Origin of the sequence: Streptomyces sp. NBC_01618 (assembly GCF_045209435.1) — a bacterium.
Taxonomy (GTDB): domain Bacteria; phylum Actinomycetota; class Actinomycetes; order Streptomycetales; family Streptomycetaceae; genus Streptomyces.
On record NZ_CP109297.1, the window covers coordinates 6,520,926 to 6,545,433 of the forward strand.

A 24,508-nucleotide genomic window follows, 5' to 3' on the forward strand; every position below is an offset into this window, starting at 1 on the left:
CTTACTCCTGGGGTGCGGGGGGCCTCTTCGGCGTGGTGGGCGGGACCGGCGGCAGCTGGTCCCGGCGCAGGTGCCAGAGGCGGGGGTCGGAGGTGGCTGCCGCGGCCGACCCGAGGGCCAGCGCGAGCGCCACGTCCGCGGCGGTTTCCACGAAGCCGGCGGCGACCGACGGGGACATCGCGCGCTGTGCCTGCGCGCTCATCCGGCCGATGATCGGCGCGGGCATGATCTCGACCAGGTCCGGCGCCCCGCGCGAGATCGCGTCCGTGGAGCGGCGCAGATTGGACCGGTCGGTGACGAACACCTTCATCATCGTCAGCAGGCCGAGCGGGCGGCCCTTCTCTATGAGGGAGAGCCGGGTGCTGACCACGCCGTGCGCGCCCATGTTCTTGATGAACTCCAGCGCGCCCCGGTCCTGAGCCAGACCGGGGCTGCTGTCCACGTTCACGAACACGGTCTTCCCCGCCCGGCCCAGCGCCGGCACGACCTGGGGCAACTGCCCCACCGCGAACGAGGCGAGGATGCACACCTTGGCCGGCGCGGTCAGGAACTGCCGCAGCGGCTGGGTACCGACGACCGACGCGACGACCGGCACCTCGGCGAACGCCGTGGTGAGCCGGGGGTCGAGCGGGGCACCGGACCGGGAGGGGGAAGGGGTCATGGCAAGGGCCTGCCTGGGGAGGGAGGGGTTCGTGGCTGCTGCTGGCCCAGGGCCTCTCGTTTGGATCCTGCCGGGGTCGCGGGGTCTGGCACGCACGCTCGCCGCGTTGTCGTCGGTCGCCATGGCTCCGCCATGCCTCCCTCCTGCGCCTTGCGATCGCACGCACCAGACCCCGCTCTCTGGTCCGGCCTGATCCAAACGAAAGGCCCTGGCGTCAGTTCAGCGCAGACGTACCGAATCGGCTGGGAAGGCCCAGTTTGCCAGGGTTGAGAATGCCGGCCGGGTCCAGGGCCTTCTTCACCGCGACGAACGTCGCGAAGCCCGCCCCGAGGGATTCCTCCAGGTAGGGGCCGCGCAGCAGGCCGCAGCCGTGGTGATGGCTGAGCGCCGCCGCGTGCTTGATGAGTACGGCGTTGGCCGCGTCCCACACCGAGCGGTACCAGTCGCGGCGCGATTCGGGAGCCACGTCGCCGCGCAGCGAGAAGTAGACGCAGGCGCCGTCGGTGTACGCGTGGGACTGGTGGGCCGAGGCGGCCAGGGTGCCGTCCACCGACTGGATCGCGGCGACCACCTCGTCGTAGATCACCGGGAGGTCGGTCCAGGAAGCGGCCATCTCCAGGGTGTCGGCGACGAAGCCGGGACCCGGCTTGAAGCCGTCGGCGGACTTGCCGACCAGCATCCGCTCGTCCAGCCAGCGCTCGAAGACCGCCTTGCTGTCCAGCTCGGGGCCGTACGCCTCGCAGACCTCCCGCGCCACCTTGATCGAGGCGTCGACGATGGCCGGGTCGCCCTCGTCGGCGACGAGCAGGAGATTGGTCTCCGGGTGGCCGAAGTGGGTGCCCGACTCCAGGGTGTCGTACAGCCGCAGGACGGCCGGGGTGGCACCGCGCTGCATGATCCGGCGGCAGGCGTCCAGGCCCTCCGCGAAGGTGTTGAAGCCGTACGCGACGGCGTTCGCGTACTCGGGCAGCGGGTGGACGCGCAGGCGCGCGGAGACGATGACGCCGAGGGTGCCCTCGGAGCCGACGAACAGCTGGCGCAGGTCCGGGCCGACCGCGGCGCGCGCGTAGTCGCCGTACGTGGCACGGGTTCCGTCCGCGTGCACGACGTCGACGCCGACGACCATGTCCTCGATCTTGCCGTACCGGGTGGAGAGCTGGCCGGCGCCGCGGCAGGCGATCCAGCCGCCGACCGTGGACACGGCGAACGCGGACGGCCAGTGGCCGGTGGTGACGCCGTACTCCTCCTGGAGCTGCTTCTCGAAGAGGTCGCCGAACATGCCGGCCTGGACGTCCACGATGTTCGACTCGGCGTCGAAGCCGGTGATCTCGTTCAGTCCGCAGACATCCAGGACGACGCCGCCGAAGACGGGGAGCGCCGCGCCCGTGACGTTGGAGCGGCCGGCGGACGGGGTGACCGGGATGCCGGCCTTGTGGCAGATCCGCAGCACGGCCGCGACCTGGTCGGCGTCGGCCGCCTCGACGATCACGGCGTTCGGCGTCGCCGGACGGCCCTCGGTCTCGCCGATCATCGAGCCGGCCCACCAGTCGCGGGTCCGGGTGACGACCTCGTCGCGGGAGGTGTGTACCGCGTGCGCGGCCCCGCGCAGCGCCTCGATCACGGATTCGGGAACGTCGACCGGGTCGACCTGGAGGGCGGCCTCGCCGTCCCCGATCGGGGTGTTCTGCGCCCACTTGGCGAAGCTGGGGGCGCCGATCGTGTAGTTGCCCCGGTTGAACGGGTGAGTGATGGTCTGACGGCTGATCATGCTGCTGCTCCTTCGAGGAGTACGGACTTTTCGTGACGGACGGCTGCGAGGTACTCGGAGACCGAACGCTCCACCTCGGCCTCCGAGAGGTTCAGTTCCCGGCCGAGGATCGCGCCGACGGCCCCGGCGGCGTCCACGGAGGCGTCCCGGGCGAACAGCCGGGCGCGCAGCCGCCGGGAGAGCACGTCGTCGACCGAGCGGGCCAGTTCGGCGCGGGCCGCGTACACGACCTCGGCCTTGGTGTACGGGAGTCCCGCGACGACCGGCTCGGCCAGCGTCGGGTCGTCCTGGATCAGGTCGCCGACGAACCGGGCCTCGGTGCCGAAGCGTTCGCCGAGGTGGGCGGCGATGCCACCGGAGGCCGCGACGGCCTCGGCGTCGTAACCGGCACCGCCGAGCAGCGGGAGGTCGGTGGTGCGGCTCCTGCCCTTGCGGCCGAGGACCGTCATCACCTTGTCGATGACGAGTTCGCCCATGTGCCGGCTGGTGGTGAGCTTGCCGCCGGTCACCGTCACCATGCCGGTGCGGCCGACGGTGATGTGGTGGTCGCGGCGCATGTCGAGGGTCGCACCCTCCTTGCCGCCGACCAGCGGGCGCAGGCCGCCGATGGAGCCGACCACGTCGTCCGGGGTGAGCTTCCCCTCGAAGGCGGTGTTGGCGCCCTCCAGCAGGAAGTCCATCTCCTCGCGGGTGCAGTGCACATCGTCGGGGGAGCCCTGGTAGTCCTCGTCCGTGGTGCCGAGCACGACGCTGTTGCCCCAGCGGGTGCAGGTCGCGCGGCGGGCCCGGCCGGGGATCGGCACGGTGACCGTGCAGTTGATCCGCACCTTGTCCCACGGCACCACGATGTGGACGCCCTTGGCAGGCCGTACCTGCGGCTTGTGACCGTCGTCGGCCTTCGCGTCGAGCTCGTCGGTCCACACACCGGTGGCGTTGACTACGGCCCGCGATCGGATGTCGATGGTGTCGCCGTCCGCCGAGACCCGGGCTCCGGACACCTTGCCCATCTGCATCAGCAGACCCTCGGCCTTGGCACCGTTGAGGATCGTCGCACCGAGCGCGGCGGCGGTCCGGACGATGGTCAGCACGAGCCGGGCGTCATCGGTACGGGCGTCGAAGTACATCAGCCCGCCCTTGAGGTTCTCCGCGCGCAGCGTCGGCGCCTGCGCGAGCACCTCCGGGACGGTGAGCCGCTGGTGGAGCTTGCCGATCCGCCAGCCGCCGACCAGGTCGTACGTCCACAGCAGACCCTCGAAGCCCTTGGCGAGGCGGGCGTCGAAGATGCCCTCCTTCTCCAGGATCGGGAAGAGGAACGGCAGCCGGTGCACCAGGTGCGGGGCGTTCTTGCGGAAGCGGTGACGCTCCAGGAGCGAGTGGCGGACCAGGTTGACGTTGCCCTGCTCGATGTAGCGCAGGCCGCCGTGCACCATCTTCGAGGACTTCGACGACGTGCCGGAGGCGAAGTCGTCCTTCTCGATCAGTGCCGCGCGCAGCCCGCGCGAGGCCGCGTCGAGCACGGCGTACGCCCCGGTGATGCCACCGCCGATGACGAGCACGTCGTACGTGTCGTCGGCCAGCCGGCGCTTGAGGGCTGCCCGGCCGAGCAGCAGGGGCGTTCGGCGGGTCGCCGCGGCGCTGCGCCGCGGTTTCCGGGCGGGCATGGTGATCACAACATCAACTCCTGGTGTTTCGGTGTGGCGGCCGCGTGGTCGGGTACGGGCCGCCAGTGCGACGGTCGGGAGGGCCGTCAGTGGGGGGTTCGGGGTTCGGGGTCCGTCAGGGGAAGCAGCGCGGCGTCGTTCAGGTGGGCGATCAGCACGTCGCGCCAGGCGGCCCGCTGCTCGGCGCGCTCGGCCGCAGTGATCGACGGCTCGAAGACCTGGCCGTGCGGCTGGGCCTCGACGACCTCTTCGAGCGAGGACCACAGGCCCTGGGCGACCCCGGCCAGGTAGGCGGTGCCCCGCAGGCTGGCGGTGGCGGAGTCGGAGACCCGCTCCAGCGGCAGGCCGGTCAGGTCGGCCTGGATCCGCATGAGCGGGTCGCTGCCGGAGACCCCGCCGCCCACCCGGAGCCGGGTGAACGGAGTGCCCATGGTGTCGGCGACCCCGTCGATCAGGTCGCAAACGGAGTGCGCGATCCCGTCGAGCACGGCGCGGGCGAGATCGGCGCGGGTGGTGGCGAGGGTGAGCCCGGTGAGGGAGGCGGTGGCCTCCGGGTGCCAGACCGGCGTACGGACCCCGGCGAGCGCCGGGACGAAACGCGGGGTGCGGCCCGGCCGGGTGGGGACCCGGCCCGCCTCCTCACCGAGCTCCTTCGGCGATGCGAACAGCCCCAGGTCGTCGCAGAGCCAGCGCAGCGCCGAACCCGCCGTGGAGGTGTACGCCTCCAGGCTGTAGTGGCTGATGTCGCCCTGCCGCCGGCCGGGCTGGGCGAGCACCCCGGAGATGTCCGGCCGGGGCAGGGCGGGCGTGGTGCCGGTCGCCGCGTCGACGAAGGCGCCGGTCCCGTACACGCACATGCCCTGCCCGGCGGCGAGGCCGCCGAGCGCGATCAGTGCGGCGTGCTGGTCGCCCATGGAGGCGGCCAGCGGGACGGCCATCCCGAGGGCGGCCGGGTCGGTGGTACCGAATCCGGCGTCGTCGGAGCGGAGTTCCGGAAGCAGGTCGAGAGGGAAGTCGAGGTGGCTGATCCACTCCTCGTCCCAGGCGTGCCGTTCCAGCAGATAACCGCCGCTGGACGCGGCGTTGGTCGGGGTGGTGGCGTGCACGGCGCCACCGGTGAGACGCCAGATCAGCCAGGTGTCGACGGTGCCGAAGAGCAGCCGGCCCTCGCGGTGCGCGGCGGCCACCTCCGGGTGCGCGGTGATCTGCCGCGCGGCCCAGAGGAACGGGGCGCGGGCGCCGACCGGCCGGCCCTGGCGGGCCAGCAGGGCGGCGTCCCACTCCGCCTCGTACGCGGTGAGGTCATGGGCGTAACGCCGGTCCTGCCACACCACCGCGGGCAGCAACGGCCGCCCGGTGACCCGGTCCCACAGCATCGCGGTGGCCCGCTGGGTGGAGAGCGCCACCGCGGTGATCTCGATGCCCTCCTCGCGGGCCCGGCCGACGGCCCGGCGTGCCACCTCGACGGTGGCGCTCCAGATCTCCATCGGGTCCTGCTCGACCGAGAGATCGTCCGGATGGCTGACCTTGATCGACCGGTAGAACACCTCGTGGGCCGCGCCGGAGTCGAGGACGACTCCGGCTCTGGTGCCCGTGGTGCCCTCGTCGATGGACAGCACACCGCGCCGTGCGGCGGCGCCGGGGAACGTCTGCGTCATTGCAGCCCTTTCATTGCGAGCATCGCGAGCTGTGCGGAAGGAGCGGAGGGATACGAGAAGGGGGTGGGGACCATCGTGTGGTGCGACAGGTCCGGCGGCCGGTCAGCGCGCGGTCGCGGACTCCGCGTCCTCCGGTGAGCCGGCCCGGGCGCCGACGACGGCCCGGTCCTGTCCGGCGGCTTCGTCGGGGGACGCGGCCTTCGTCGGGTCCCACTTGATCGCCAGGCAGGTGATCAGGCCGAGCAGCGGCACGACGGAGAGCACCAGGAAGGTGTCGGCGAGCCCCATCGAGTCCTTGATCTGCGGGAAGACGTACAGCCCTGCGACACTGCCGAAGCTGCCGACCATCCCGGTGACACCGGTGCCGAGCGCGCGGACATCGCTGCTGTACGAGAGCGCGGCGATGGACTTGCCGTTGGCACCCGGGCCCGCGGAGTGGCAGAGGATGAACAGCACCGGCAGCAGGAACGCCACGGCCGTGGGCACCTTCTCGAAGGTCAGCCCCATCGCGAGCAGCGCCACGAACACCCCGGCGAAACCGGCGGCGGAGCTGAGCCGCAGCCCGAGCCGCCGGCCGAAGTACGCCGAGAGGAGGCCGCCCGCGATACCGAAGGCGTTGAAGACCATCGAGCCGATGGTGGCCTTCTCGAAGCTCTCGCCGAAGATGGTCAGGCTGATCAGCGGGAGGTACCAGCCGACCGCGAAGTACTGCATCGACTGCCCGAGCGAGATGACCGAGGACAGCACCGTGCGCGGCAGGTACTCGCCCTTGAAGAGCAGCCCGGCCTGACGGAAACCGATGGCGGGCGCCTCGGTGGCGGCGCGGGTCGCCTCGTCCGGCTTCCCGGCGACGGCCTTGATGGCATAGATCCGGTCCAGGTTGACGACGGCCTCGTCCAGCCGGCCCTTGCTCGCCAGCCAGGTGGGGCTCTCCCGCAGCATCAGCCACTGGCCGATCAGCAGCGCGGCGGCGACGACCGCGGCCGAGCCGACCGACCAGCGCCAGATGTCCGCGCCCACGTCCAGGTTGAAGAAGAGCAGGGCGAGCGCGAGGTTGCTGGTGGTGGCGACGTACCAGACGGCCTGCCACAGGTTCAGCCGGCCGCCCAGCTTCGCCGGGGTGTATTCGGCGAGCAGCGCCATGGCGACGGCGAAGTCGATGCCGTACGCGACACCCACCAGGACCCGGCCGAGCCAGACGACGGTGAAGTCACCGGCGAACGCGGCCAGCAGGGCGCCCGCGATGGCGAACACCTTCGCGATGAGCAGCGGGGGAACGCGGCCGATCCGGGTGGCGAGCCAACCGCCGACCGGGTTGAAGACGATCGCCAGGGCCGGTGCGGTGGCCGTGAGGATCGAGACCTGCGTGCTGGTGAGCTCCATCTGGGACGTCATCGGTCCCAGACCGGCACTCAGCGCGGCGTTCGAATAGGCGTCGAGAAACAGCCCGCCGAACACGAGAAACCAGATGACTTGCGCCCGGCCGGTGATCTTTCCCAGCCCATCGATGAGCGCAACGACGTCGGCGACGCCTTTGACGCTCGGACGTTGTGCCATGAATCCGCCTTCGAGGAAGACCCATCGGCGGCACGGGAGCACAAAAAAACAGGCATGACGAAACCACCGACAGGTGGTCTATGTCTGTGCCTGTCAAAACACTGCGGAAAGCGCCGCAGCACGTGAACTGCAAGGAATGCGAACTACGCAGTGAGGTTAAGAACGAGTCAGGACAAACGTCAAGGGTTTCCGGCAGGTTACTCAAACGTGACGTGGGACCTCATGGTACGTGCACTGCCCCGGCGGCATCCGACGGCCCCCGGCGCGGTGCACATACCCCGTCAGGCCACGGAAGGCGCCCGCTTCGCCGCCGTCGCCGCCGTGCCCGGCTCCAAGGGCTGTCGGCAGGGTTGTCGGCAGAGTTGTGGGCCGGGAGGCTGCCGCACACTGCACAAGTGTGGGCAGCCCGGTCGGTGGCACGACTCCGTGCATGAGCGATGTCCGGGACGTGCGGCGCCGTCCGCTTCACTCCGGACGGCGCCACGGTCTTCCCGCAGGACTTGTCAGCGCCCGGCCCGGAGCGCTGCCCAGGTTGCCGGTCCCACGATGCCGTCGGCCGTCAGCCCCCGGCTCGTCTGGTAGCTGCGTACCGCCGTCGCCGTCGCCGGGCCGAAGCTCCCGTCGATGCCGACCGTCGAGCCGAGCGCCGCGGTCAGTGAGCGCTGGAGCCGTTTCACCCCGTCGCCCGAGTCGCCCTGCTTGAGCGTCGTCGTCGCGCCGGCCGACAGCAGCGCGGTCCAGGTTCTGGCTCCCACGACGCCGTCGGCCGACAGGCCGTGGGTCGCCTGATACGCCATCACCGCATTCTGTGTGGCCTGTCCGAAGCCGCCGTCCACCGTGCCCACCCCGTAGCCCTGCTCGCTCAGCAGCTGCTGAACGGCTCTGACCTGGGGGCCCGTCGAGCCGCTCCGCTGGGTCTTGTACGCGGTGAAGTTCAGGCCGTCACCGCTGTTGCCGCCGCCGTTGGCCCCGCCCACCAACTGCATATAGCGGTTCCAGTCCCAGTACGGCCCCGGGTCCGTGTGGTCGTTGCCCGGTGCCTCGCTGTGCCCGATGATGTGCGCCCGGTCCTTCCGAATCCCGTACCGGTCGCACAGATGCTTCGTCAGGGCCGCCGAGGATCGGTACATCGTGTCCGTGAACCACGACGGGTCGTCGATGAATCCCTCGTGCTCGATGCCGAGCGCCGAGGCGTTCTGGCTCCGTGCGTGGTACGCGGTGGCGCTGTCGCGCACCATCTGGGTGATCTGGCCGTCGGAGGAACGCACCACATAGTGGGCGCTCACCTCTGCCGTCGGGTTCTGGAACCAGCTGATCGAGCCCGCGTACGAGCCCTGCGTGACATGGATGATCACCTTGTCGATCTTGGCCGTCCGGCCCACGGCGAAGTTGTGCGCGTCGGCCGGAACCCACAGCGCCGACGGGTAGTCGGGGCTCTGGGTACGTACGTCGGTGGTGTCGAACGTGCCCTTCTGCGGTGAGACCGGGCGGGCCGTCACCGAGATCTGCTCACCCCCGGGGACGGTGGCGTAGAGCCCGTTGGTCAGGAAGGTGTAGACGGTGTCGGCGTAGAGGGCTGCGGCGCGTCCCGTCGTGCCGCTGTACCGCGCGACGGCCGGGTACCAGGCGTCGATGTCGTCGCGGTCCCGGGCGTCGAGGCCCAGCTTGTCCGCGTAGCTGCGCAGCACCGCCGCACCGCCCAGGATGTTGGCCGCGGTGTCGCTGCGGAGGTCGGCCACGGGCTCGCCGGTGAGGGCGGCGGCCCGCTCCAGCGTCCGGTTCACGGGGTTGCTCACCAGATGCATCACGCCATAGCCGTTCGCCTGACTGGGGCGCCCGGAGTGGCTGTCGAGCCGGGTTTCGCCGTATCCGACGGCGGCGAGCAGATCACGCGGTACGTCGAACTTCTCGGCCGCCCGCGCGAACGCCCGGTTCATCGGGTGTCCGTCGTCCGGAGCGGCGAGGGCCGGGGCGCCGGTCGCGGCCAGCACGGTGGCGGTGAGGGCCGCGAGGACGGATGCGCGGGCCGTGGTGTGGGGGACGGCGCGTCGGGGCATACCTGCTCCTGCTCGGTGGGGGGAGAGAAAGAACGACCCCCGGGCCCGAGTGGGGTGGGCCGAGGGCCGTTGAGCCCGCCCAGCGTATCGATCTGTTCCGGGCATGACAATCATGCGCCGACGTGTCGAACTTCCTTTCACTCCAACGCGGTTGAGGTGCAGGTCAGGGCCCTGCCCGGCGACCGCCTCCGCGGTCACCGGCGTTGGGGACCAGCGGTACAGCCGTTGGCGCTAAGGACTTGATCTTGGTCGCCTAGCACAGGTGATCGGTGCGGTGCGGGGTTCTCCGGAAGATTCTCGATCACTGGTGGGGGCTGGCTACCGTCCGCCGCATGCCGGTGGAATTTCTGACTGATGAACAGGCCGAGGCGTACGGGAAGTTCGCCGAGGAGCCGACGAGGCGCGAGCTGGAGCGGTTCTTCTTCCTCGACGACGAGGACCGGAAGCTGATCGCGAAGCGGCGTGGTGACCACAACCGGCTCGGCTTCGCCCTCCAGATGTGCACGGTCCGCTACATCGGACTGTTCCTGGAGGACCCCTTGGCCGTGCCGTGGCCGGTGGTGGAGCATTTGGCCACGCAGCTGGAGATCGAGAACGTCTCCTGCGTCAAGGAGTACACCGAACGGCTGAAGACGGCGTACGAGCACGCGTGGGAGGCACTGGCCCGCAACAAGGTCAATGTGAAGAAGGTTGTCACGGCCTGGCCGGACATGCTGCGGGTGGCCGGCTCCCTGGTCACCAGCCAGGTCAGGGCCTACGACCTGCTGCGGATGTTCGGCCGCGAGGGCCACCCCACCCCGCTGGGGCAGGCGTTCGCCGAGTACGGGCGCATCGCCAAGACCCTGCACCTGCTCGCCGTCGTCGACCCGTCGACGACACCTACCGGCGTCAGATGCACAAGCAGCTCACCGTCCAGGAGTCCCGCCACAAGCTCGCCCGCGACATCTGCCACGGCAAGAAGGGCACCATCCACCAGGCATACCGGGACGGGATGGAAGATCAGTTGGGGTCACTGGGTCTTGTTTTGAATGGGGTGGTGCTCTGGACGACCAGGTACATCGACGCCGCCGTCGCCCAACTCCGCGCCAAGGGTCACGAGGTCCGCGACGAGGACGTGGCCCGGCTATCCCCGCTCAAGCACAAGAACCTCAACGTCCTGGGCCGCTACAGCTTCACCGCCACCCAGCTGGCGGGCGGCACCCTGCGTCCGCTCCGGGACCCGGACGCGGCCGGGCTCGACGACGACGAGGACGGCGCGGAGGTCTGACGGGCGTCAGGAGTCGACCAGGGGCGCCGATCAGTTTGTGGGCCCCCTTGGCCAGCCGCTTCGACGCCGTTGCGGTCCGCTCTCTGGGAGTACGCGGCTTGATGTCGGTGCCCTTGACCGCCTTGACGAACTCGGCGTCGAACCGCTCCTTGCCCAGCTTCTCCGCGAGGCTGGTGAGCAGGTGTTTTTGAACCTCAACTGCGAGTCAGTGCAGGTCGATCGTTCCGGCGGATCCACCGGAAGCTGCGAATGCCTGGAGCCACGCCCCACCTCAAGCTCAATTGTCAGACACGTCCCGATGCGTATCGTGAGCCCCGGCGGGCTCGGTGCGCTGGGGCATGGGCAGCCACATAGTCATCTGTGCGCGGGCGACAACATGGTAGAGAACGGCCCGCCATCGCGATTCGTACGGGCGCTGTGCAGCTCAGTCAGCGACCTCTGCGGCGGCCAGGTATTCCACGCGGGTACCCTGCTGCGGGAGTTGCAGGTGACAGGGACGAGCGGACGCAGTTTCAGCGGGGGCAACGTGGTGCGCGTACTTAAGGTGGTAGTTCCGGTCCTCGCCATGGTGGCTGTGGCGGCGGGGTGTTCCTCGTCCGAGGGCAAGGACGAGCAGTGGCTGACCGCGCAGCGGGAGAACTACTGCACGCAGCTGGGGGCGTGGCAGAAGGCGCGGAACGCGGCGGGCACGGACACGCCGGAACCGTCAGAGTACGACGAGGTCGGGGCCGTCGCTCAGGACGCCTTCCTCGCGATGCGACCGCTCCGGGATGAGACCGTCGGCGGAGGCCGCACCTTGGGGGATGCGACGGTGGCAGCGATGAACAACAGTGACTCCGAGGCAGAGGGGCGCGTCGTGCAGTACTGCGGAGATGTCGGCTTCGAGACGCTGACCCGCTAGTGCGTTGGCCGTCAGCGCCTACTCGTCCACGCCCTCCGTCAGCCCGGGGCCGACCAGGCCGTAGTAGCCGGTCGTGCCCCGGGGCAGGACGGTGAACCCGGTTGGGATGGCGTGCGCGGTGAGCCAACCCTGACACCGCCGCAGTCTCCCACCGCGCCCGGTTCCGGAACAGTGGCCGTCACCCCTGCGGTGGTTGGGAACATCGGAACGAAGACCGGCGCCAAGGGCAGCCGCCGTGTTGGCCTCAACGGCCAATCACGACGCTCACAGTGATGCTTCGTACGCCTCGCGGATGAAGGCGGGGATGCGCCCCTTGTCATTAACGAGGTAGCCGTTCGCGCGGGCCCAGAGGCGTATCGCCTCGCCCTCCGGACCGCGGTCGCGCATAGGGCCCCCGGCGGTTTCTCTCGCGTTGTCCGAGGAGACTCCCTCCAGGTGGTCCGCTGCATCCTGGAAGAAGGCGAACAGCGAGGGAAACTTTCCTTCTTCGGGGTAGGAGCCCTCGGTCCAAGACCCGATGCTTCCAGTGCGTGTGTTCAAAAACCGCCCATAGAAGCCGTCGCTCTCCGCGGCGATCGGCACCCATTCTTGGCGCCAGGACGGATAGTCAGGGTCGTCGGACGGTTCCATCTCCTCCATGCCCATCTTGTGGAGGTAGACCCGCTCAATGTCCGTGAGCCCCAGAAGCAGACCGCCGCTGGGGATGACTCCCCCACACCCCAGCGCCACCAGGCACGAGTGGGCATCGGGTTGTCTCCCGGCACCGACGTCGTTCGACAGAAGCCACTGCCACATTTCTCTCGGCAGTTTCAGGCCCATGCGGTCTTCAGTACCGCTGATGGCTGTCGGGCTGCCCGGGTCGCCAAGCTCAGCAAAAACGTCGGGAGCGTGCTGTTCGAGCCACTTGGTGACCCGGCCCCATGGCTGTCGTACGTCTTCTGCCTCGTGCGTCGGCATTTCGCTCATGCGTGATCTCCAACGGACGGAGCACGCCGACCCGCGTTGCTGACCCCCAGGAACCGCAGAACGGACTCCCAGGTTCTGACGTCGTCTATCAGAGGGAAGGGCGACCGCTGATCATCCATGGGCAGACCGTACGCGGGGCCACTGACATCGAACCCTGTCGGGGTCTCCATGTTGCTGCGGGCTACCTGCCTGCGCGCGGCGGGCGGTCTCCGGCAACGGACATCACACACGGTCATTCTCAGAAATGATCATCTGTGAGAGTTCTGCGACAGGACCCGGAATGATCACGTTTCCGCAGGTCGCCGTTCGCAGAAGTCCTCTCGAAACCGGCGTGTTGTGCGAGGCACTTCTGAGAGGCTGCCGTCATGGATCTCACGCCCGATCAGGCCGCATTGGCGGTAGAACGCCACAACTGCCCGAACTGTGACGCGCCCGCTGGCAGCGCCTGCCGCACCCGAGGCGGGAAGACCGCCGCGAAGTACCACACCCCGCGCTTCGTCCTCGTCCCCGCGCTCCGCGAGGAACTGGAGATCCCCGTCCCCGCCGACCGGCTCCCCGGCCGCGCGTGGAAGCAGGGCCCGGCGCTTGCCGTTGTGCCCGTACCCCGCACCGAGCGACCGGTCCGCATCGGGTACGCCCGGACGTCGACCGCCCGGCAGGAGCTGGCGAGCCAGCTCGAAGCCCTCCACCGCGCCAACGGCTGTACCGCTGGTCCCCACGGTCGGTCACCGGGCAGGGCCCCGGGGGAGGGGTCTGTCCGGGCCGCCCTCCCGCGCCAGTCGGCGGGCGCGCGTTCGGTGCCGAGGGCGTGAGGGGGCGGCCCGGGCCGGGGTCCGGAGCCCGGTGTGGGTGAGGCCCGGTGGGTGAGGCCCGGCGTGGGGTGAGGCCCGCCCCCACCCCACCCCGAACGGCCCGCACCCTGCGCTCGCGGGCCCGGCGGTCAACGCCCGCTGTTGTCCTGCGCGTTGACGTCGACCCGCACGACCTGCGGGTCGTGGTCGCTCGCCTGGTCGGCGAACTCCGCGTTGATGTGCACCACGTCGTAGTCGAAGCGGCGGATGCCGGGACTGGTCAGGATGTGGTCCAGCGTCTGCGAGTTGCCCTCGTACACGTAGCTGTACTGCTCGCTCGCGGGCAGCGTGGTGATCAGCGGCTTGAGTACCTCGCCGTTGGTCAGCGCCTCCATCGTCGGCGAGAACGCGAAATCGTTGAGGTCGCCGAGGGTGATGACGCGGGCCGAATCGTCCGCTGCCAGCAGTGACTTGACGAAGGTGTTGACCTCCGTCGCCTGCTTCGCCCGCTTGGTCTCCGAGCTGCGCTTCGGCTCCTGGTAGCGGCCGTGCAGGGGCTGGTCGCCGCCCTTGGACGTGAAGTGGTTGCCGATGACGAAGACCGGCTTCCCGTGGAAGCGGAACTCGCCGACGAGCGGCTTGCGGCTGTCGGCCCACGCCGCGTCGGTCGGGGTGATCCGGCCGGGCGACGCCGAGAGTGTCACTCCCTTCTTCGTCTTCACGGCGGTCACGGCGGTGGTCGCGTCGCCGCCCGCGCGGTCCACGAAGTCGACCCTCTCCGGATTGAAGAGGAAGACGTTACGGATGTTTCCGCCGGGTTCGCCGCCGTCCTTGTTGTTCTCGGGGGCGATGTACCGCCACGCGTACTGCGGACCGCCCGCGGCCACGATGGCGTCGGTGAACCGCTTCAGCGTCGCCTCGGAGCCGACCGTGCCGTCGTTCACCGCACCGTTGTCGTCCTGGATCTCCTCCAGCGACACGATGTCCGGGGAAGAGAGGTTGACCGCGACGCCCTCGGCGAGGGTGTCGAACTTGGCCTGCTCGTCCAGCGCGTCCAGGTTCTCCACGTTGTACGTGGCGACGGCGAGTTCATTGCCCTTCTGCTTCCGGGTGACCTCGCGCTGCAGGTGGTTGTCGGTGAGCGTGGCCAGTTCGGTGGCCTGGAGGTTGTAGCCGCCGAACGACGCGTAGTCCACGACACCGGTGGTCGCGCCGGACAGCACATCGCCCACGTCGGCGACGGGGACCGGCTTGGCCGGGTCGAGCGACATCACCTTGATACGGCCGGTGTTCTGGTCGTTGTACGAGGAGTACAGCGTGCCGCCGCGCCCGGTGCGGTTCTCGTCCGGCTTGACGGTCACCCAGACCTCGCCGTACGCCGTCGTCGCACCCGTCACCCGGGTGTCGGAGATCCGGACCCTGGTGCCTTCGAGCGATTCGTAGAGGTCGAGGGCGTACGCCGACGGGTCGAGGGCCAGCGAGTCGATCGAACCGCCGTCCGCCGACGGAGCGTACGCGTCCGGAACCGCGGCTGCGTCGAGCACGACCGGGGCCGGCAGCGCGTTGCCCGAGGACAGGACCGTCGTCTTCGGGGCGGTGATCTCGGTGATCGACTGGGTGGTCGTCGACGGGTAGTACTCGTCCACCTTGCCGCTGACCAGCACCGAGTCGCCCACGGCGACCTCCGGGGCGGTGGAGCCGGTGAAGACGAACACGCCCTCGCTGGTCCGGGCGTCCGCGTCCGGCGCGGTGTCCTGGATCCAGAAGCCGCGCGAACCGGTGGTCCGTACGCCGGTGACGATGCCGGGGACCCCGGTCACCTGCCGGCCCTTCAGCGGCGACACCCGGGTGGTGCCCTGGATGTCGTGGATCCGGACGGTGCCGGGCTCGGTCGGGCCGCCGGGGTCGCCGGGGTCGGAGCCGCCGGAGGTCTGACCGGCCGTGTTGACCGGCGTCGGGGCGCCCGCGGTGAAGTCGGCGGCGTTGTCGTCGGTGTCGGCGAGGGATGTGCCGCGCGCCACCGAGGAGGTGTTCGACGCTCCCGTCGCGGGGCCGCTGCCCTCCCGTACGACCGCGGAGCCGTAGCCGACGAGGTCCACGATCCGCGGGTCGGCCGCGCAGTCGGCCGCCGTCTTGCAGGTCAGCGGGGTCTTGCCGGTGACGAGCGCGACGGTTCCGCCGCCGGCCGCCATCGCGACCGTGCCGGTGGCGTCCGGCGTCGGCAGGGCGACCGTGCCGCCGGTGCCGGCGGCCTCGGCGACGAGATAGCGGCCGCCGGGGGCGACGGACCCGGTCAGTGCGGAGGCCTGCCACAGCGAGCCGGCCGACGGGGCGGCCGGCAGGTACTGCACGCTGAAACCGGTCAGGTCGTACGCGGCGGTGCCGGCGTTGGCCAGCTCGATGAAGTCGCGGGTGAGCGTCGCACCCGAATTGCCCCCGCCGCCGTACACCTCGGAGATCACGGCGGTCGAGGACGGAGCCGCGAACGCGGCAGGCAGAGCGGTGACCGAGAGCGTCACGGCGACGGCGCCGGACAGCAGAACGGAACGAGGTCTGGATATGTGCACGGTGGCTGCTCCCGAAGTGTGGTGAGGGCAAAAGCTATGCGCGTAGACCCGGCCGTGACAAGACATCAGAAGTTAATTCGAGAAATCGCCCCGGCGACCCGGAAGTGCTCAGGCCCGCCGCCCCGACCATCCGACTGCCCGGCGACCCGGAGGTGCTGGGCGGCGCGCGCCCGGCTCGACATGCAACCAATTGGTTGCCTATGGTGGGGGTCCGGGACACGGACGGGCGACGGTGACGTGATGGCGACGATGGACGCGATATTCAAGGCGCTCGCCGATCCGAGCCGCCGGGAGCTCCTCGACCGGCTCAATGCGCGGGGCGGCCAGACCCTGCGGGAGCTGGGCGAGGGCCTGGACATGAGCCGGCAGGCGGTGAGCAAGCACCTCGCGGTGCTCGAATCGGCGCTGCTGGTCACCGCGGTACGTCGGGGCCGGGAGAAGCTGCACTACCTCAACCCGGTGCCCATCCAGGAGGTCGCCGACCGCTGGATCGGCCGATACGAACGCCACCGCCTGAGTGCACTGTCCCACCTCAAGCAGACCCTGGAAGGAACGGCCATGGACAAGCCCGAGTTCGTCTACGTCATCTACATCCAGACCACCGCCGAGAAGCTCTACCAGGCGCTGACCGACCCCGAGTTCATCAAGATGTACATGGTCGGTCACGGCCCCGAGTCCACGTGGGAGGTCGGCGCACCGGTCCGCTGGAAGATGTCCCCGGACGGCGAGTTCGAGGAGGTCGGTCAGCGGGTCCTGGTGGCGGAGCCGGGCAAGCGGCTCTCGTACACCTGGCACACCCTGCAGCCCATGCACCGCGAGATGTTCGGCTTCGCCTCGGACGAGGCGTGGGAGAAGGCCGTTCAGGAACGGTCGAAGGTCACCTTCGACATCGAGCCGGCCGAGGTGCCCGGGATGGGCGTCAAGTTGACGATCACCCACGACGGGTTCGACAGCCCGGACAGCAAGATGCTGGAGGGCGTCAGCGGCGGCTGGATCATGATCCTCTCGGCGCTCAAGACCCTTCTGGAGGGCGGGAAGGTCCTCGACGGGCAGGGCTGAGGAGCCGCTCGATGACGAGGCGGTCCGGGGGGCGGCTCGGCCTCCCGGACGCCATGGGGATCGGACTCGGGTCCGGCTCCGGCTCCGGGGGCAGGCTCCGGGGTCAGGCTCCGGGGTCAGGCTCCGGGATCAGGCCCCGGGCTCCGGCCCCGGGATCAGGCTCCGGGATCCGGCCCCGGGATCAGGCTCCGGGTACCCGGTCGAGGAAGCCGCTGACCGAAGCGATGCGTCCGTCGTCGGCGAGCCTGAGCACGTCGGACCCGGCGACGGGCGCCGAGCCGTCGGTGGAGACCAGTTCCCAGCTGAAGCGCACGATGTCGTGGTGCCCGTCCGGGGTGCCGGTCGGCCGGAACTCGAATCCGGGGAACTGCTCATGGGCCCCGTCGATCGTGGCCGTGAGCTCCTCGTGGCCGCGCACATCGGCCAGCGGGTCGGTGTAGGTGGCGGTCTCGGTGAAGGCGGCCGCCACGGCCTTCTCCAAGTCCTCGGCGGTGGCCGCGTTCCAGGCGGCGAAGTAACGCTGAACGGCGTCCTCGTATGCGGTCATCGTGCTGTCCCCTCCTCGCGTCCCGGCTCCTGGGCCGGGCTCCCGTGTGCTGGTGAGGAACACGATGTCCGACGCCGAGAAAGGCGTCGATTACCTCCGAGGTCATGCGGCAGGGCAGGGGAACGGAAGGGCTGCCGGGCATCGGTGCAGGAGGAAGAAAGAGCCGCCTCCTCAGATCTGGCTGTCCCGGACGACGTGCATAGCGGCCTCCTCGGCCGATGCCGCCGCTCCGTCGATCCCGACGTCCTCGGCCGTCAGCGTGTCCGGCTCGTTGATGTCCAGCTGCCGGGTGAGACGGCCGGCGCGTACCGTACCGACCTCCGCGTCCCAGAGCTCGCCGTCACCGTCGGACAGGTCCCCCACGTCGTCCCCCGCGGCTTCGGTGACCTCCGGCAGTTCCCGGGCCAGACGGCTCTCCAGCGGCTCGCCGCTGTGCTGTTCGGCGGCCGTGGTGCCCTGGTCCTCCACCGCCCATGGTCGTTCGGGCGGGGAGTAGCCCTCGTCGAGGAGGTCGTTCAGCCCCACCCGGTTGTCCAGGGTGTCCTCGATGTCGAGCTGCTCGGTGGGATCGGAGGCCTCCGGTTCCTGGGGCTGGTAGACATCGTCTCCCATGTCGCCATCCTTCATGGTCAGTCCCTTCCCGGTCTCGAGGATCCCGGTCGTGCATGGCGCACACGCGACTCGGGGGAAAGGGGGCGTACGTGCGGTATATGTGCGATATGCGCCCTGATGCCGTCGAACCGCCCGTATGGGTTCAGGATAGGTTGCCCGGGCATGAGCCCGCAGCCGTGGGCCGCCAGACCGGGCGCCGGGGGCCGGTCTGGGGGACCATGGAAGTGGCAGGCTGAACCATGCCCTGCCCCATCCGTATCGGGAGAATCGCCATGGACTACCCGGAGAGCTACGAGCTGGTATTTCAGGCGTCCGCCGTGGAGGACGACACGGTGACTGTTCGGCGTACGGCGCAGTCGGGCGCGGGCGGGTACCCGATCTACGAGGACGAGACCGGAATCGTGCGTGCGGAGATAAGCGACCGCGGAGAGGTGCGCATGCTGGCCACCGGCGGACACCAGGTGCTCGGCACCCCACTGGTGGTGCGTGAATCGAGGGTCTGAGCCGCTCACGGGCCCGTCCCGGGGCCGGTCCGGCGGGTCATGGCCGGACCGGCCCCGGGATGTTCACGGCTCCGTCGGGAGCGGGGCCGTCAGCCCTCGGTCCAGCCGTGGTTCTTGGCGAACTGCAGCAACCCGCTCCGGATCTGCAGGATCTGAGCGCCCGTCAGTGTCGGCGCCGACTCCAGCAGGAGGTCGGTAACCTCCTTGGTGTACTCGGACGCGCTGAGCACATCGCACAGGGTGTCGTCGTCCGCCGACCCGGAACCATGGACCGCGACGGGCCTCGGAGGCGTCAGCGGCTTCCCGTCGGGCCCCTCGGCGAGCCGGACGGACGACGCCTTCAGTCCGCGGTCACCGTCCTCGATCTCGAACTCGACCGCCGTACCCGTGTGTACGTAGGACTCCGGGATCAACATGTCGTTCACGTGGAGGAAGACGTCCTCGCCGCCGTGATCGGGCGCGATGAAACCGTATCCCCGTGCGCCGTCGAACCGCACCACACGACCAGTAACCACACCAACCCCCAGGAAATGATCGGGCCCCTTGCCCGTCGCCACGCATGGCTCGACCGGAGAATAGCCCCGTGCGTCCGGGCGGCGCGACCCGGTCCGGGCGATCGCCAGGATTCCGGGTCACTTGACCCTGGGTGCCGGCGGCGCGGTTCCGGACGCCAGTGGGGAGCGGGCCAGCTCGACGCAGCCCACGGCGATCAGGGCGAGGGCGATCAGTTCGGGCAGCACCCACCAGCCGGTGCGCAGATGCTCGCCGAACAGCGTCACCCCGTACAGGACGCTGATCAGCGCGTCACCGAGGGTGAGCGGTGGCTGGACGGCCACCAGCGTGCCCGCCTGGAGCGCGTTCTGGAGGAGGAACAGCGCGCCCACTCCGGCCGCGGCGGTCGCGTACAGCTGCCAGGACGTCAGGAGCGCCACCGCTCCGCCGCCGTCCGCTTCGAGCTGTGCCATGGCGTCCTTCATGAGCGCGGCCGTGAGCGCGTATCCGCATGCGGCGGCGAGGCCGAGCAGTGTGCCCCGGGGGTTGCCGCGGGTGCTCAGGGCCGCGCCGATCAGCGTGGCCTCGAAGACGCCGGTCAGGACCAGCGTCGGCACCCAGGCCGTTCCGTGCACGGACGCGCTGCCGCCGCCCGGGGCCGCGGAGGCCATGCCCAGGGCCAGGCCCAGGGTCACGGCCGCCACCGCGTACCAGGTCGGCCGGGGCAGCCGGACCCGCATCACGAAGCCGGCCATGAGCAGTGCGCCCGGCAGTTCGATCACAAAGATCGGCTGGACCACCGCGATCGGCCCGGTGGCCAGCGCCACGGCCTGGCAGACGGCTGCGACGATCACCAGGCCGATACCGGCGAGCCACATGCGCTGGCGCAGCAGGTGCCCGATCAGCGACAGATGCATCGCCTCGGTGTCGGGTACGGTGCGGGCGGCGCGGCGCTGGAGCACGGAGGCCGCGCCGTTGCTGAGTGCGGTCAGGATGGCGAACAGGACGCTGATCACCGACCCATGATGCGGGCGGAGGGCCCACGATCCGGGGTGCGGCGGCGTGGCGGCATGGCGGGGAGTCACGAGTCCGGCAGCACCGGGATCACGGCAGCAGCCCCGCGCGCCGCGCCGCCACCACCGCCTCCAGCCGGGTGTGCGCCCCCAGCTTGCGCATCGCCGAACGCAGATACCCCTTCACCGTCTCCGGCCGCAGCCCCAGCCGCTCCGCCGCCACCGCGTTCGTCGTCCCCGCCGCCACACAGGCCAGCACGTCCACCTCGCGCGGCGCCAGGTGCACCCCGCGGGCCTTCGGCGCGCGGGTCCCGGACGCCGAGGCGAGCAGCCCGCACACCGCGAGCAGATCGTCGCGCAGTGCCGGGTCGACGACCTTCGGGACCAGGGCACGCAGTTCGCGATGGGCCTCGCGGACGTCCTCCCACGCCTCCGGCGCCGCTCTCGGGTCCGTGACCTGTTCCCGGGTCACGGCCAGGAGCTGCTGCACCTCGTCCCGTACGACCAGGGCCTGCTCCACATCGCGGGCCGCGGCCATCGCCGCGTCGAACGTACGGTCCCCGAGAGTGACCGGCTCGCGCAGCGCCCCGTACAGCACGCCGCGCACCTTGCGCCGTACGACGACGGGCACCGCGAGCACCGAGCGCAGGCCCTCCGCCGCAACCGCCAGGTCGTACTCGTGGCTGATGTGGCGCGAGGAGCGGTAGTCGGTCACCGCGCACGGCCGGGACAGGGCGATCGACTTGCCGCCGAGCCCGCTGCCCGCCGAGATGACGAGTCCGCGCAGCGCGGTCGTCTGCGCCCCGTTCAGCTCGGCTATCCGGGCATGACGGGAATCCGACAGCAGCCCCCCGAAGGCCACGGGCAGCCCACTGGTCCGGCGCAGCCGTAGCAGCGCCGCCTGTATTTCCACCGCGTCGACGGATTCCGGCACGCTGCCGCCTCTCTGCCCGGTCCTGCCCGGCTCCGGCAGGCTCCAGGGCCCCCGCTCGCCGCACCACCCCCGTTCGGGGGTGGTGAGACCTGGGTCACTGTTTACATGATGTTAAACGACCGGTCCGGTCCGCAATGAGGAGGGCACATGTCGGCAACCAGCGCGACGGAGACGTTCCGGGCCGCCCGGGACTTTCTGCTGCAGCACCGCGAGGACTACCACGCGGCCTACGAGGGCTTCCGCTGGCCCCGGACCGACCATTTCAACTGGGCGCTCGACTGGTTCGACGCCATCGCCGAGAACAACGACCGCACCGCCCTGCACATCGTGGAGGAGGACGGCGGCCGCACCGAGGTGTCCTTCGCCCGGATGTCCGCCCGCTCCAACCAGGCCGCGAACTGGCTGCGCTCGCAGGGTGTCCGGGCCGGGGACCGCATCCTCGTCATGCTCGGCAACCAGGTCGAGCTGTGGGAGACGGCCCTCGCCGCGATGAAGCTGCGCGCCGTCGTCATCCCCGCCACCCCGCTCCTCGGCCCGGTAGATCTGCGCGACCGGGTGGAGCGCGGCCGGGTCCGGCACGCCCTGGTCCGGGACGCCGACACCGCCAAGTTCGACGAGGTGCCCGGCGACTACACCCGGATCTCGGTCGGCGCGGACGTGCCCGGCTGGCTGTCGTACAGCGGCGCCGACGAGCAGCCCGAGACCTTCGAGGCGGACCGGGAGACCGATGCCGACGAACCGCTGATGCTCTACTTCACCTCGGGGACGACCGCCAGCCCCAAGCTCGTCGAGCACACCCATGTCTCCTACCCCGTGGGCCACTTGTCGACGATGTACTGGATCGGCCTCAAGCCCGGGGACGTCCATCTCAACATCTCCTCGCCCGGCTGGGCCAAGCACGCCTGGTCGAACCTCTTCGCGCCCTGGAGTGCCGAGGCGACCGTCTTCATCTTCAACTACACCCGCTTCGACGCGGGCCGGCTGATGGCCGAGATGGACCGCTCGGGCGTCACCAGCTTCTGCGCGCCGCCCACCGTCTGGCGGATGCTGATCCAGGCGGACCTCTCCCAGCTGAAGACCCCGCCGCGCGAGGTCGTGGCGGCCGGTGAGCCGCTGAACCCGGAGGTCATCGAGACGGTGCGGCGCACCTGGGGCGTCACCATCCGGGACGGCTTCGGCCAGACGGAGACCGCCGTCCAGGTCGCCAACACCCCGGGGCAGCTGCTGAAGGCCGGTTCGATGGGACGGCCCAGCCCCGGTTTCAAGGTCGAGCTCCTCGACCCGGTCACCGGCGAGCCCGGCGCGGTCGAGGGAGAGATCTCCCTCGACCTGTCGTACCGCCCGGTGGGCCTGATGACCGGCTACCACGGCGACCCGGACCGGACCGCGCAGGCGATGGCCGGCGGCTACTACCGCACCGGTGACATCGGCTCCCGCGACGAGGACGGCTACATCACCTACGTCGGCCGCGCCGACGACGTCTTCAAGGCATCCGACTACAAGATCTCGCCGTTCGAGCTGGAGAGCGCCCTGCTGGAGCACGAGGCGGTCGCCGAGGCGGCCGTCGTCCCGGCACCCGACCCGGTACGGCTCGCCGTGCCGAAGGCGTACGTCGTGCTCGCGGAGGGCTGGGAGCCCGGACCGGACACGGCGAAGGTCCTGTTCGAGCACTCCCGGGCGGTCCTCGCCCCGTACAAGCGGGTCCGCCGGCTGGAGTTCGCCGAGCTGCCCAAGACCGTCTCCGGCAAGATCCGCCGCATCGAACTGCGCGAGCGCACGGCCCGGGGCGCCGGCACCGAGTACGACGAGGGGGATCTGCGATGAGCGAGCTGTCCCACGCGCAAGGGGCCGGTGCCGGTGCCGCCGGAGCGGGCGGGCATCCTCGGGCCCAGGAACTGTCCTACGCGCACGGCACCGGCACCACGGCGCTGCTCGGCGACACCATCGGGGGCAATCTCGGCCGTGCGGTCGCGGCCTTCGGTGAACGCGAGGCGCTCGTCGACGTCGCGTCGGGGCGACGCTGGACGTACGCCGAATTCGGCGCGTCGGTCGACGAGCTGGCCCGTGCGCTGATGGCGTCGGGGGTGGCCAAGGGCGACCGGGTCGGCATCTGGGCGGTCAACTGCCCCGAGTGGGTCCTCGTGCAGTACGCCACCGCCCGCATCGGCGCCATCATGGTCAACATCAACCCGGCCTACCGGGCGCACGAGCTGGAGTTCGTGCTGAAGCAGGCCGGGATCTCGCTCCTGGTCGCCTCGCTCACGCACCGCACCAGCGACTACCGCGGCCTCGTCGACCAGGTCCGCGGCGACTGCCCCGTCCTGCGCGCCGTGCACTACATCGGTGACCCGTCCTGGGACGCGCTGCTGGCCGCCGCGTCATCCGTGACGGAGCAGCAACTCACGGACCGCGAAACCGAGTTGTCCTGCGACGACCCGATCAACATCCAGTACACCTCCGGCACCACCGGCTTCCCCAAGGGCGCCACCCTCTCCCACCACAACATCCTCAACAACGGCTACTTCGTGGGGGAGCTGGTCGCCTACACCGAACAGGACCGGATCTGTCTGCCCGTCCCCTTCTACCACTGCTTTGGCATGGTCATGGGCAACCTCGCCGCCACCTCGCACGGCGCCTGCATCGTGATCCCGGCGCCCTCCTTCGAGCCCGCCGCGGTGCTGGCCGCCGTGCAGCAGGAGCGCTGCACCTCGCTCTACGGCGTCCCCACCATGTTCATCGCCGAGCTGAACCTTCCCGACTTCGCCTCGTACGACCTCTCCTCGCTGCGCACCGGCATCATGGCCGGATCGCCCTGCCCGGTCGAGGTGATGAAGCGGGTCGTCGCCGAGATGCACATGGACGAGGTGTCCATCTGCTACGGCATGACGGAGACCTCGCCGGTCTCCACCCAGACCCGCCGCGACGACGACCTGGAGCGCCGCACCGGCACGGTCGGCCGGGTCTTGCCGCACATCGAGGTCAAGGTCGTCGACCCGGTGACCGGCGTGACCCTGGAGCGCGGCACGGCGGGCGAACTCCGCACCCGGGGCTACAGCGTGATGCTCGGTTACTGGGAGGAGCCCGAGCGCACCGCTGAGGCGATTGACGCGGGACGCTGGATGCATACCGGGGACCTCGCGGTGATGCGCGAGGACGGTTACGTACAGATCGTCGGCCGGATCAAGGACGTGATCATCCGCGGCGGCGAGAACGTGTATCCGCGGGAGGTCGAGGAGTTCCTCCACGGCCACCCGAAGATCGCGGACGTGCAGGTGGTGGGCGTACCGGACGAGACGTACGGCGAGGAGATCCTGGCCTGCGTCATCCCGAAGGACCCGGCTCACCCGCCGACCCTGGACGAGGTTTCGGACTACTGCCGCGAGCAGTTGGCGCATTACAAGATCCCGCGGCTGCTGCGGATCCTGGAGACCTTCCCGATGACGGTCAGCGGGAAGGTCCGCAAGATCGAACTGCGGGAGCGCTACGGCCGGTAG

Annotated in this window: 19 protein-coding genes and 2 pseudogenes; 7 read left to right on the top strand and 14 right to left on the bottom strand. The window is 70.2% G+C overall.

Features of this window, described 5'->3' with window-relative positions; all coding sequences use genetic code 11:
- Nucleotide 1 precedes the first annotated feature (1 nt).
- From OH735_RS30160 to OH735_RS30185, 6 genes are all read right to left on the bottom strand, one after another.
- Entirely contained in the window at nt 2-661 is a 660-nt protein-coding gene (locus OH735_RS30160; RefSeq protein WP_406384836.1) for a glycerol-3-phosphate responsive antiterminator, read from the bottom strand.
- A 214-nt stretch (nt 662-875) separates the two neighbouring features.
- Nucleotides 876-2,429, bottom strand: a complete 1,554-nt coding sequence (locus tag OH735_RS30165) for an FAD-binding oxidoreductase (RefSeq protein WP_406384837.1) — start codon at nt 2,427-2,429, stop codon at nt 876-878.
- Nucleotides 2,426-4,099, bottom strand: coding sequence for an FAD-dependent oxidoreductase (locus tag OH735_RS30170; RefSeq protein WP_406384838.1), 1,674 nt, complete (start codon nt 4,097-4,099; stop codon nt 2,426-2,428). Before OH735_RS30170 ends, OH735_RS30165 begins: the two co-directional genes overlap by 4 nt.
- A 77-nt stretch (nt 4,100-4,176) precedes the next feature.
- The gene (locus OH735_RS30175; RefSeq protein WP_406384839.1) at nt 4,177-5,748 is read right to left on the bottom strand and encodes an FGGY family carbohydrate kinase; all 1,572 of its coding nucleotides are present in this window, start codon (nt 5,746-5,748) and stop codon (nt 4,177-4,179) included.
- Nucleotides 5,749-5,850: 102 nt separating this feature from the next.
- On the bottom strand, nt 5,851-7,305 hold the full coding sequence (locus OH735_RS30180) for an MFS transporter (protein WP_406384840.1): 1,455 nt from the start codon (nt 7,303-7,305) through the stop codon (nt 5,851-5,853).
- A gap of 503 nt (nt 7,306-7,808) precedes the next feature.
- The gene (locus OH735_RS30185; RefSeq protein WP_406384841.1) at nt 7,809-9,362 is read right to left on the bottom strand and encodes a peptidoglycan-binding protein; all 1,554 of its coding nucleotides are present in this window, start codon (nt 9,360-9,362) and stop codon (nt 7,809-7,811) included.
- 332 nt (nt 9,363-9,694) lie between these two features.
- Here OH735_RS30185 and OH735_RS30190 point away from each other — a divergent pair.
- Together OH735_RS30190 and OH735_RS30195 are read left to right on the top strand one after the other, a co-directional pair.
- A pseudogene (locus tag OH735_RS30190) lies at nt 9,695-10,629 on the top strand (Tn3 family transposase).
- A gap of 526 nt (nt 10,630-11,155) precedes the next feature.
- Nucleotides 11,156-11,530 (top strand): hypothetical protein, encoded by a 375-nt coding sequence (locus OH735_RS30195; protein WP_327259723.1) that lies wholly within the window; start codon nt 11,156-11,158, stop codon nt 11,528-11,530.
- Between the two features lie 264 nt (nt 11,531-11,794).
- Here OH735_RS30195 and OH735_RS30200 read toward each other — a convergent pair whose 3' ends face one another.
- Together OH735_RS30200 and OH735_RS30205 are read right to left on the bottom strand one after the other, a co-directional pair.
- Entirely contained in the window at nt 11,795-11,998 is a 204-nt protein-coding gene (locus OH735_RS30200; RefSeq protein WP_376317684.1) for a histone-like nucleoid-structuring protein Lsr2, read from the bottom strand.
- A pseudogene (locus OH735_RS30205) lies at nt 11,999-12,496 on the bottom strand (SMI1/KNR4 family protein); the annotation flags it as partial.
- A 365-nt stretch (nt 12,497-12,861) separates the two neighbouring features.
- Between OH735_RS30205 and OH735_RS30210 the strand changes: the two are divergent.
- A complete protein-coding gene (locus OH735_RS30210) occupies nt 12,862-13,308 on the top strand; it encodes a hypothetical protein (RefSeq protein ID WP_406384842.1) in 447 nt (148 codons plus the stop codon).
- A gap of 128 nt (nt 13,309-13,436) precedes the next feature.
- Here the strand turns inward: OH735_RS30210 and OH735_RS30215 are convergent, their stop codons facing one another.
- Nucleotides 13,437-15,854, bottom strand: a complete 2,418-nt coding sequence (locus OH735_RS30215) for an endonuclease/exonuclease/phosphatase family protein (RefSeq protein ID WP_406384843.1) — start codon at nt 15,852-15,854, stop codon at nt 13,437-13,439.
- A gap of 249 nt (nt 15,855-16,103) precedes the next feature.
- On the opposite strand from OH735_RS30215, the gene OH735_RS30220 reads away from it, so the two are divergent.
- On the top strand, nt 16,104-16,913 hold the full coding sequence (locus tag OH735_RS30220; RefSeq protein ID WP_406386805.1) for an ArsR/SmtB family transcription factor: 810 nt from the start codon (nt 16,104-16,106) through the stop codon (nt 16,911-16,913).
- Nucleotides 16,914-17,094: 181 nt separating this feature from the next.
- Here the strand turns inward: OH735_RS30220 and OH735_RS30225 are convergent, their stop codons facing one another.
- Nucleotides 17,095-17,460, bottom strand: a complete 366-nt coding sequence (locus OH735_RS30225; RefSeq protein WP_406384844.1) for a nuclear transport factor 2 family protein — start codon at nt 17,458-17,460, stop codon at nt 17,095-17,097.
- Between the two features lie 171 nt (nt 17,461-17,631).
- Nucleotides 17,632-18,087, bottom strand: coding sequence for a DUF5709 domain-containing protein (locus OH735_RS30230; RefSeq protein WP_406384845.1), 456 nt, complete (start codon nt 18,085-18,087; stop codon nt 17,632-17,634).
- A gap of 257 nt (nt 18,088-18,344) precedes the next feature.
- On the opposite strand from OH735_RS30230, the gene OH735_RS30235 reads away from it, so the two are divergent.
- Nucleotides 18,345-18,575, top strand: a complete 231-nt coding sequence (locus OH735_RS30235) for a DUF6296 family protein (RefSeq protein ID WP_406384846.1) — start codon at nt 18,345-18,347, stop codon at nt 18,573-18,575.
- A gap of 89 nt (nt 18,576-18,664) precedes the next feature.
- Here the strand turns inward: OH735_RS30235 and OH735_RS30240 are convergent, their stop codons facing one another.
- The 3 genes from OH735_RS30240 to OH735_RS30250 form a co-directional block, all read right to left on the bottom strand.
- Nucleotides 18,665-19,090 (bottom strand): cold-shock protein, encoded by a 426-nt coding sequence (locus OH735_RS30240; protein ID WP_406384847.1) that lies wholly within the window; start codon nt 19,088-19,090, stop codon nt 18,665-18,667.
- A gap of 117 nt (nt 19,091-19,207) precedes the next feature.
- A complete protein-coding gene (locus OH735_RS30245) occupies nt 19,208-20,083 on the bottom strand; it encodes a DMT family transporter (protein ID WP_406384848.1) in 876 nt (291 codons plus the stop codon).
- An 88-nt stretch (nt 20,084-20,171) separates the two neighbouring features.
- Nucleotides 20,172-21,014 carry a response regulator transcription factor gene (locus tag OH735_RS30250; protein WP_406384849.1) on the bottom strand — a complete coding sequence of 281 codons (843 nt, stop codon included), beginning with the start codon at nt 21,012-21,014 and terminating at the stop codon, nt 20,172-20,174.
- Nucleotides 21,015-21,161: 147 nt separating this feature from the next.
- Between OH735_RS30250 and OH735_RS30255 the strand changes: the two genes are divergently transcribed.
- On the top strand, nt 21,162-22,838 hold the full coding sequence (locus tag OH735_RS30255; protein ID WP_406384850.1) for an AMP-binding protein: 1,677 nt from the start codon (nt 21,162-21,164) through the stop codon (nt 22,836-22,838).
- Nucleotides 22,835-24,508 carry an AMP-binding protein gene (locus tag OH735_RS30260; protein ID WP_406384852.1) on the top strand — a complete coding sequence of 558 codons (1,674 nt, stop codon included), beginning with the start codon at nt 22,835-22,837 and terminating at the stop codon, nt 24,506-24,508. The genes OH735_RS30255 and OH735_RS30260 overlap by 4 nt, the downstream gene beginning before the upstream one ends.

Excerpts from the sequence above, each read along its gene's own strand:
- OH735_RS30160 (WP_406384836.1), bottom strand. The coding sequence starts at position 661 with ATGACCCCTTCCCCCTCCCGGTCCGGTGCCCCGCTCGACCCCCGGCTC.
- OH735_RS30165 (WP_406384837.1), bottom strand. The coding sequence starts at position 2,429 with ATGATCAGCCGTCAGACCATCACTCACCCGTTCAACCGGGGCAACTAC.
- OH735_RS30175 (WP_406384839.1), bottom strand. The coding sequence starts at position 5,748 with ATGACGCAGACGTTCCCCGGCGCCGCCGCACGGCGCGGTGTGCTGTCC.
- OH735_RS30180 (WP_406384840.1), bottom strand. The coding sequence starts at position 7,305 with ATGGCACAACGTCCGAGCGTCAAAGGCGTCGCCGACGTCGTTGCGCTC.
- OH735_RS30185 (WP_406384841.1), bottom strand. The coding sequence starts at position 9,362 with ATGCCCCGACGCGCCGTCCCCCACACCACGGCCCGCGCATCCGTCCTC.
- OH735_RS30210 (WP_406384842.1), top strand. The coding sequence starts at position 12,862 with ATGGATCTCACGCCCGATCAGGCCGCATTGGCGGTAGAACGCCACAAC.
- OH735_RS30220 (WP_406386805.1), top strand. The coding sequence starts at position 16,104 with ATGGACGCGATATTCAAGGCGCTCGCCGATCCGAGCCGCCGGGAGCTC.
- OH735_RS30225 (WP_406384844.1), bottom strand. The coding sequence starts at position 17,460 with ATGACCGCATACGAGGACGCCGTTCAGCGTTACTTCGCCGCCTGGAAC.
- OH735_RS30230 (WP_406384845.1), bottom strand. The coding sequence starts at position 18,087 with ATGAAGGATGGCGACATGGGAGACGATGTCTACCAGCCCCAGGAACCG.
- OH735_RS30235 (WP_406384846.1), top strand. The coding sequence starts at position 18,345 with ATGGACTACCCGGAGAGCTACGAGCTGGTATTTCAGGCGTCCGCCGTG.
- OH735_RS30255 (WP_406384850.1), top strand. The coding sequence starts at position 21,162 with ATGTCGGCAACCAGCGCGACGGAGACGTTCCGGGCCGCCCGGGACTTT.
- OH735_RS30260 (WP_406384852.1), top strand. The coding sequence starts at position 22,835 with ATGAGCGAGCTGTCCCACGCGCAAGGGGCCGGTGCCGGTGCCGCCGGA.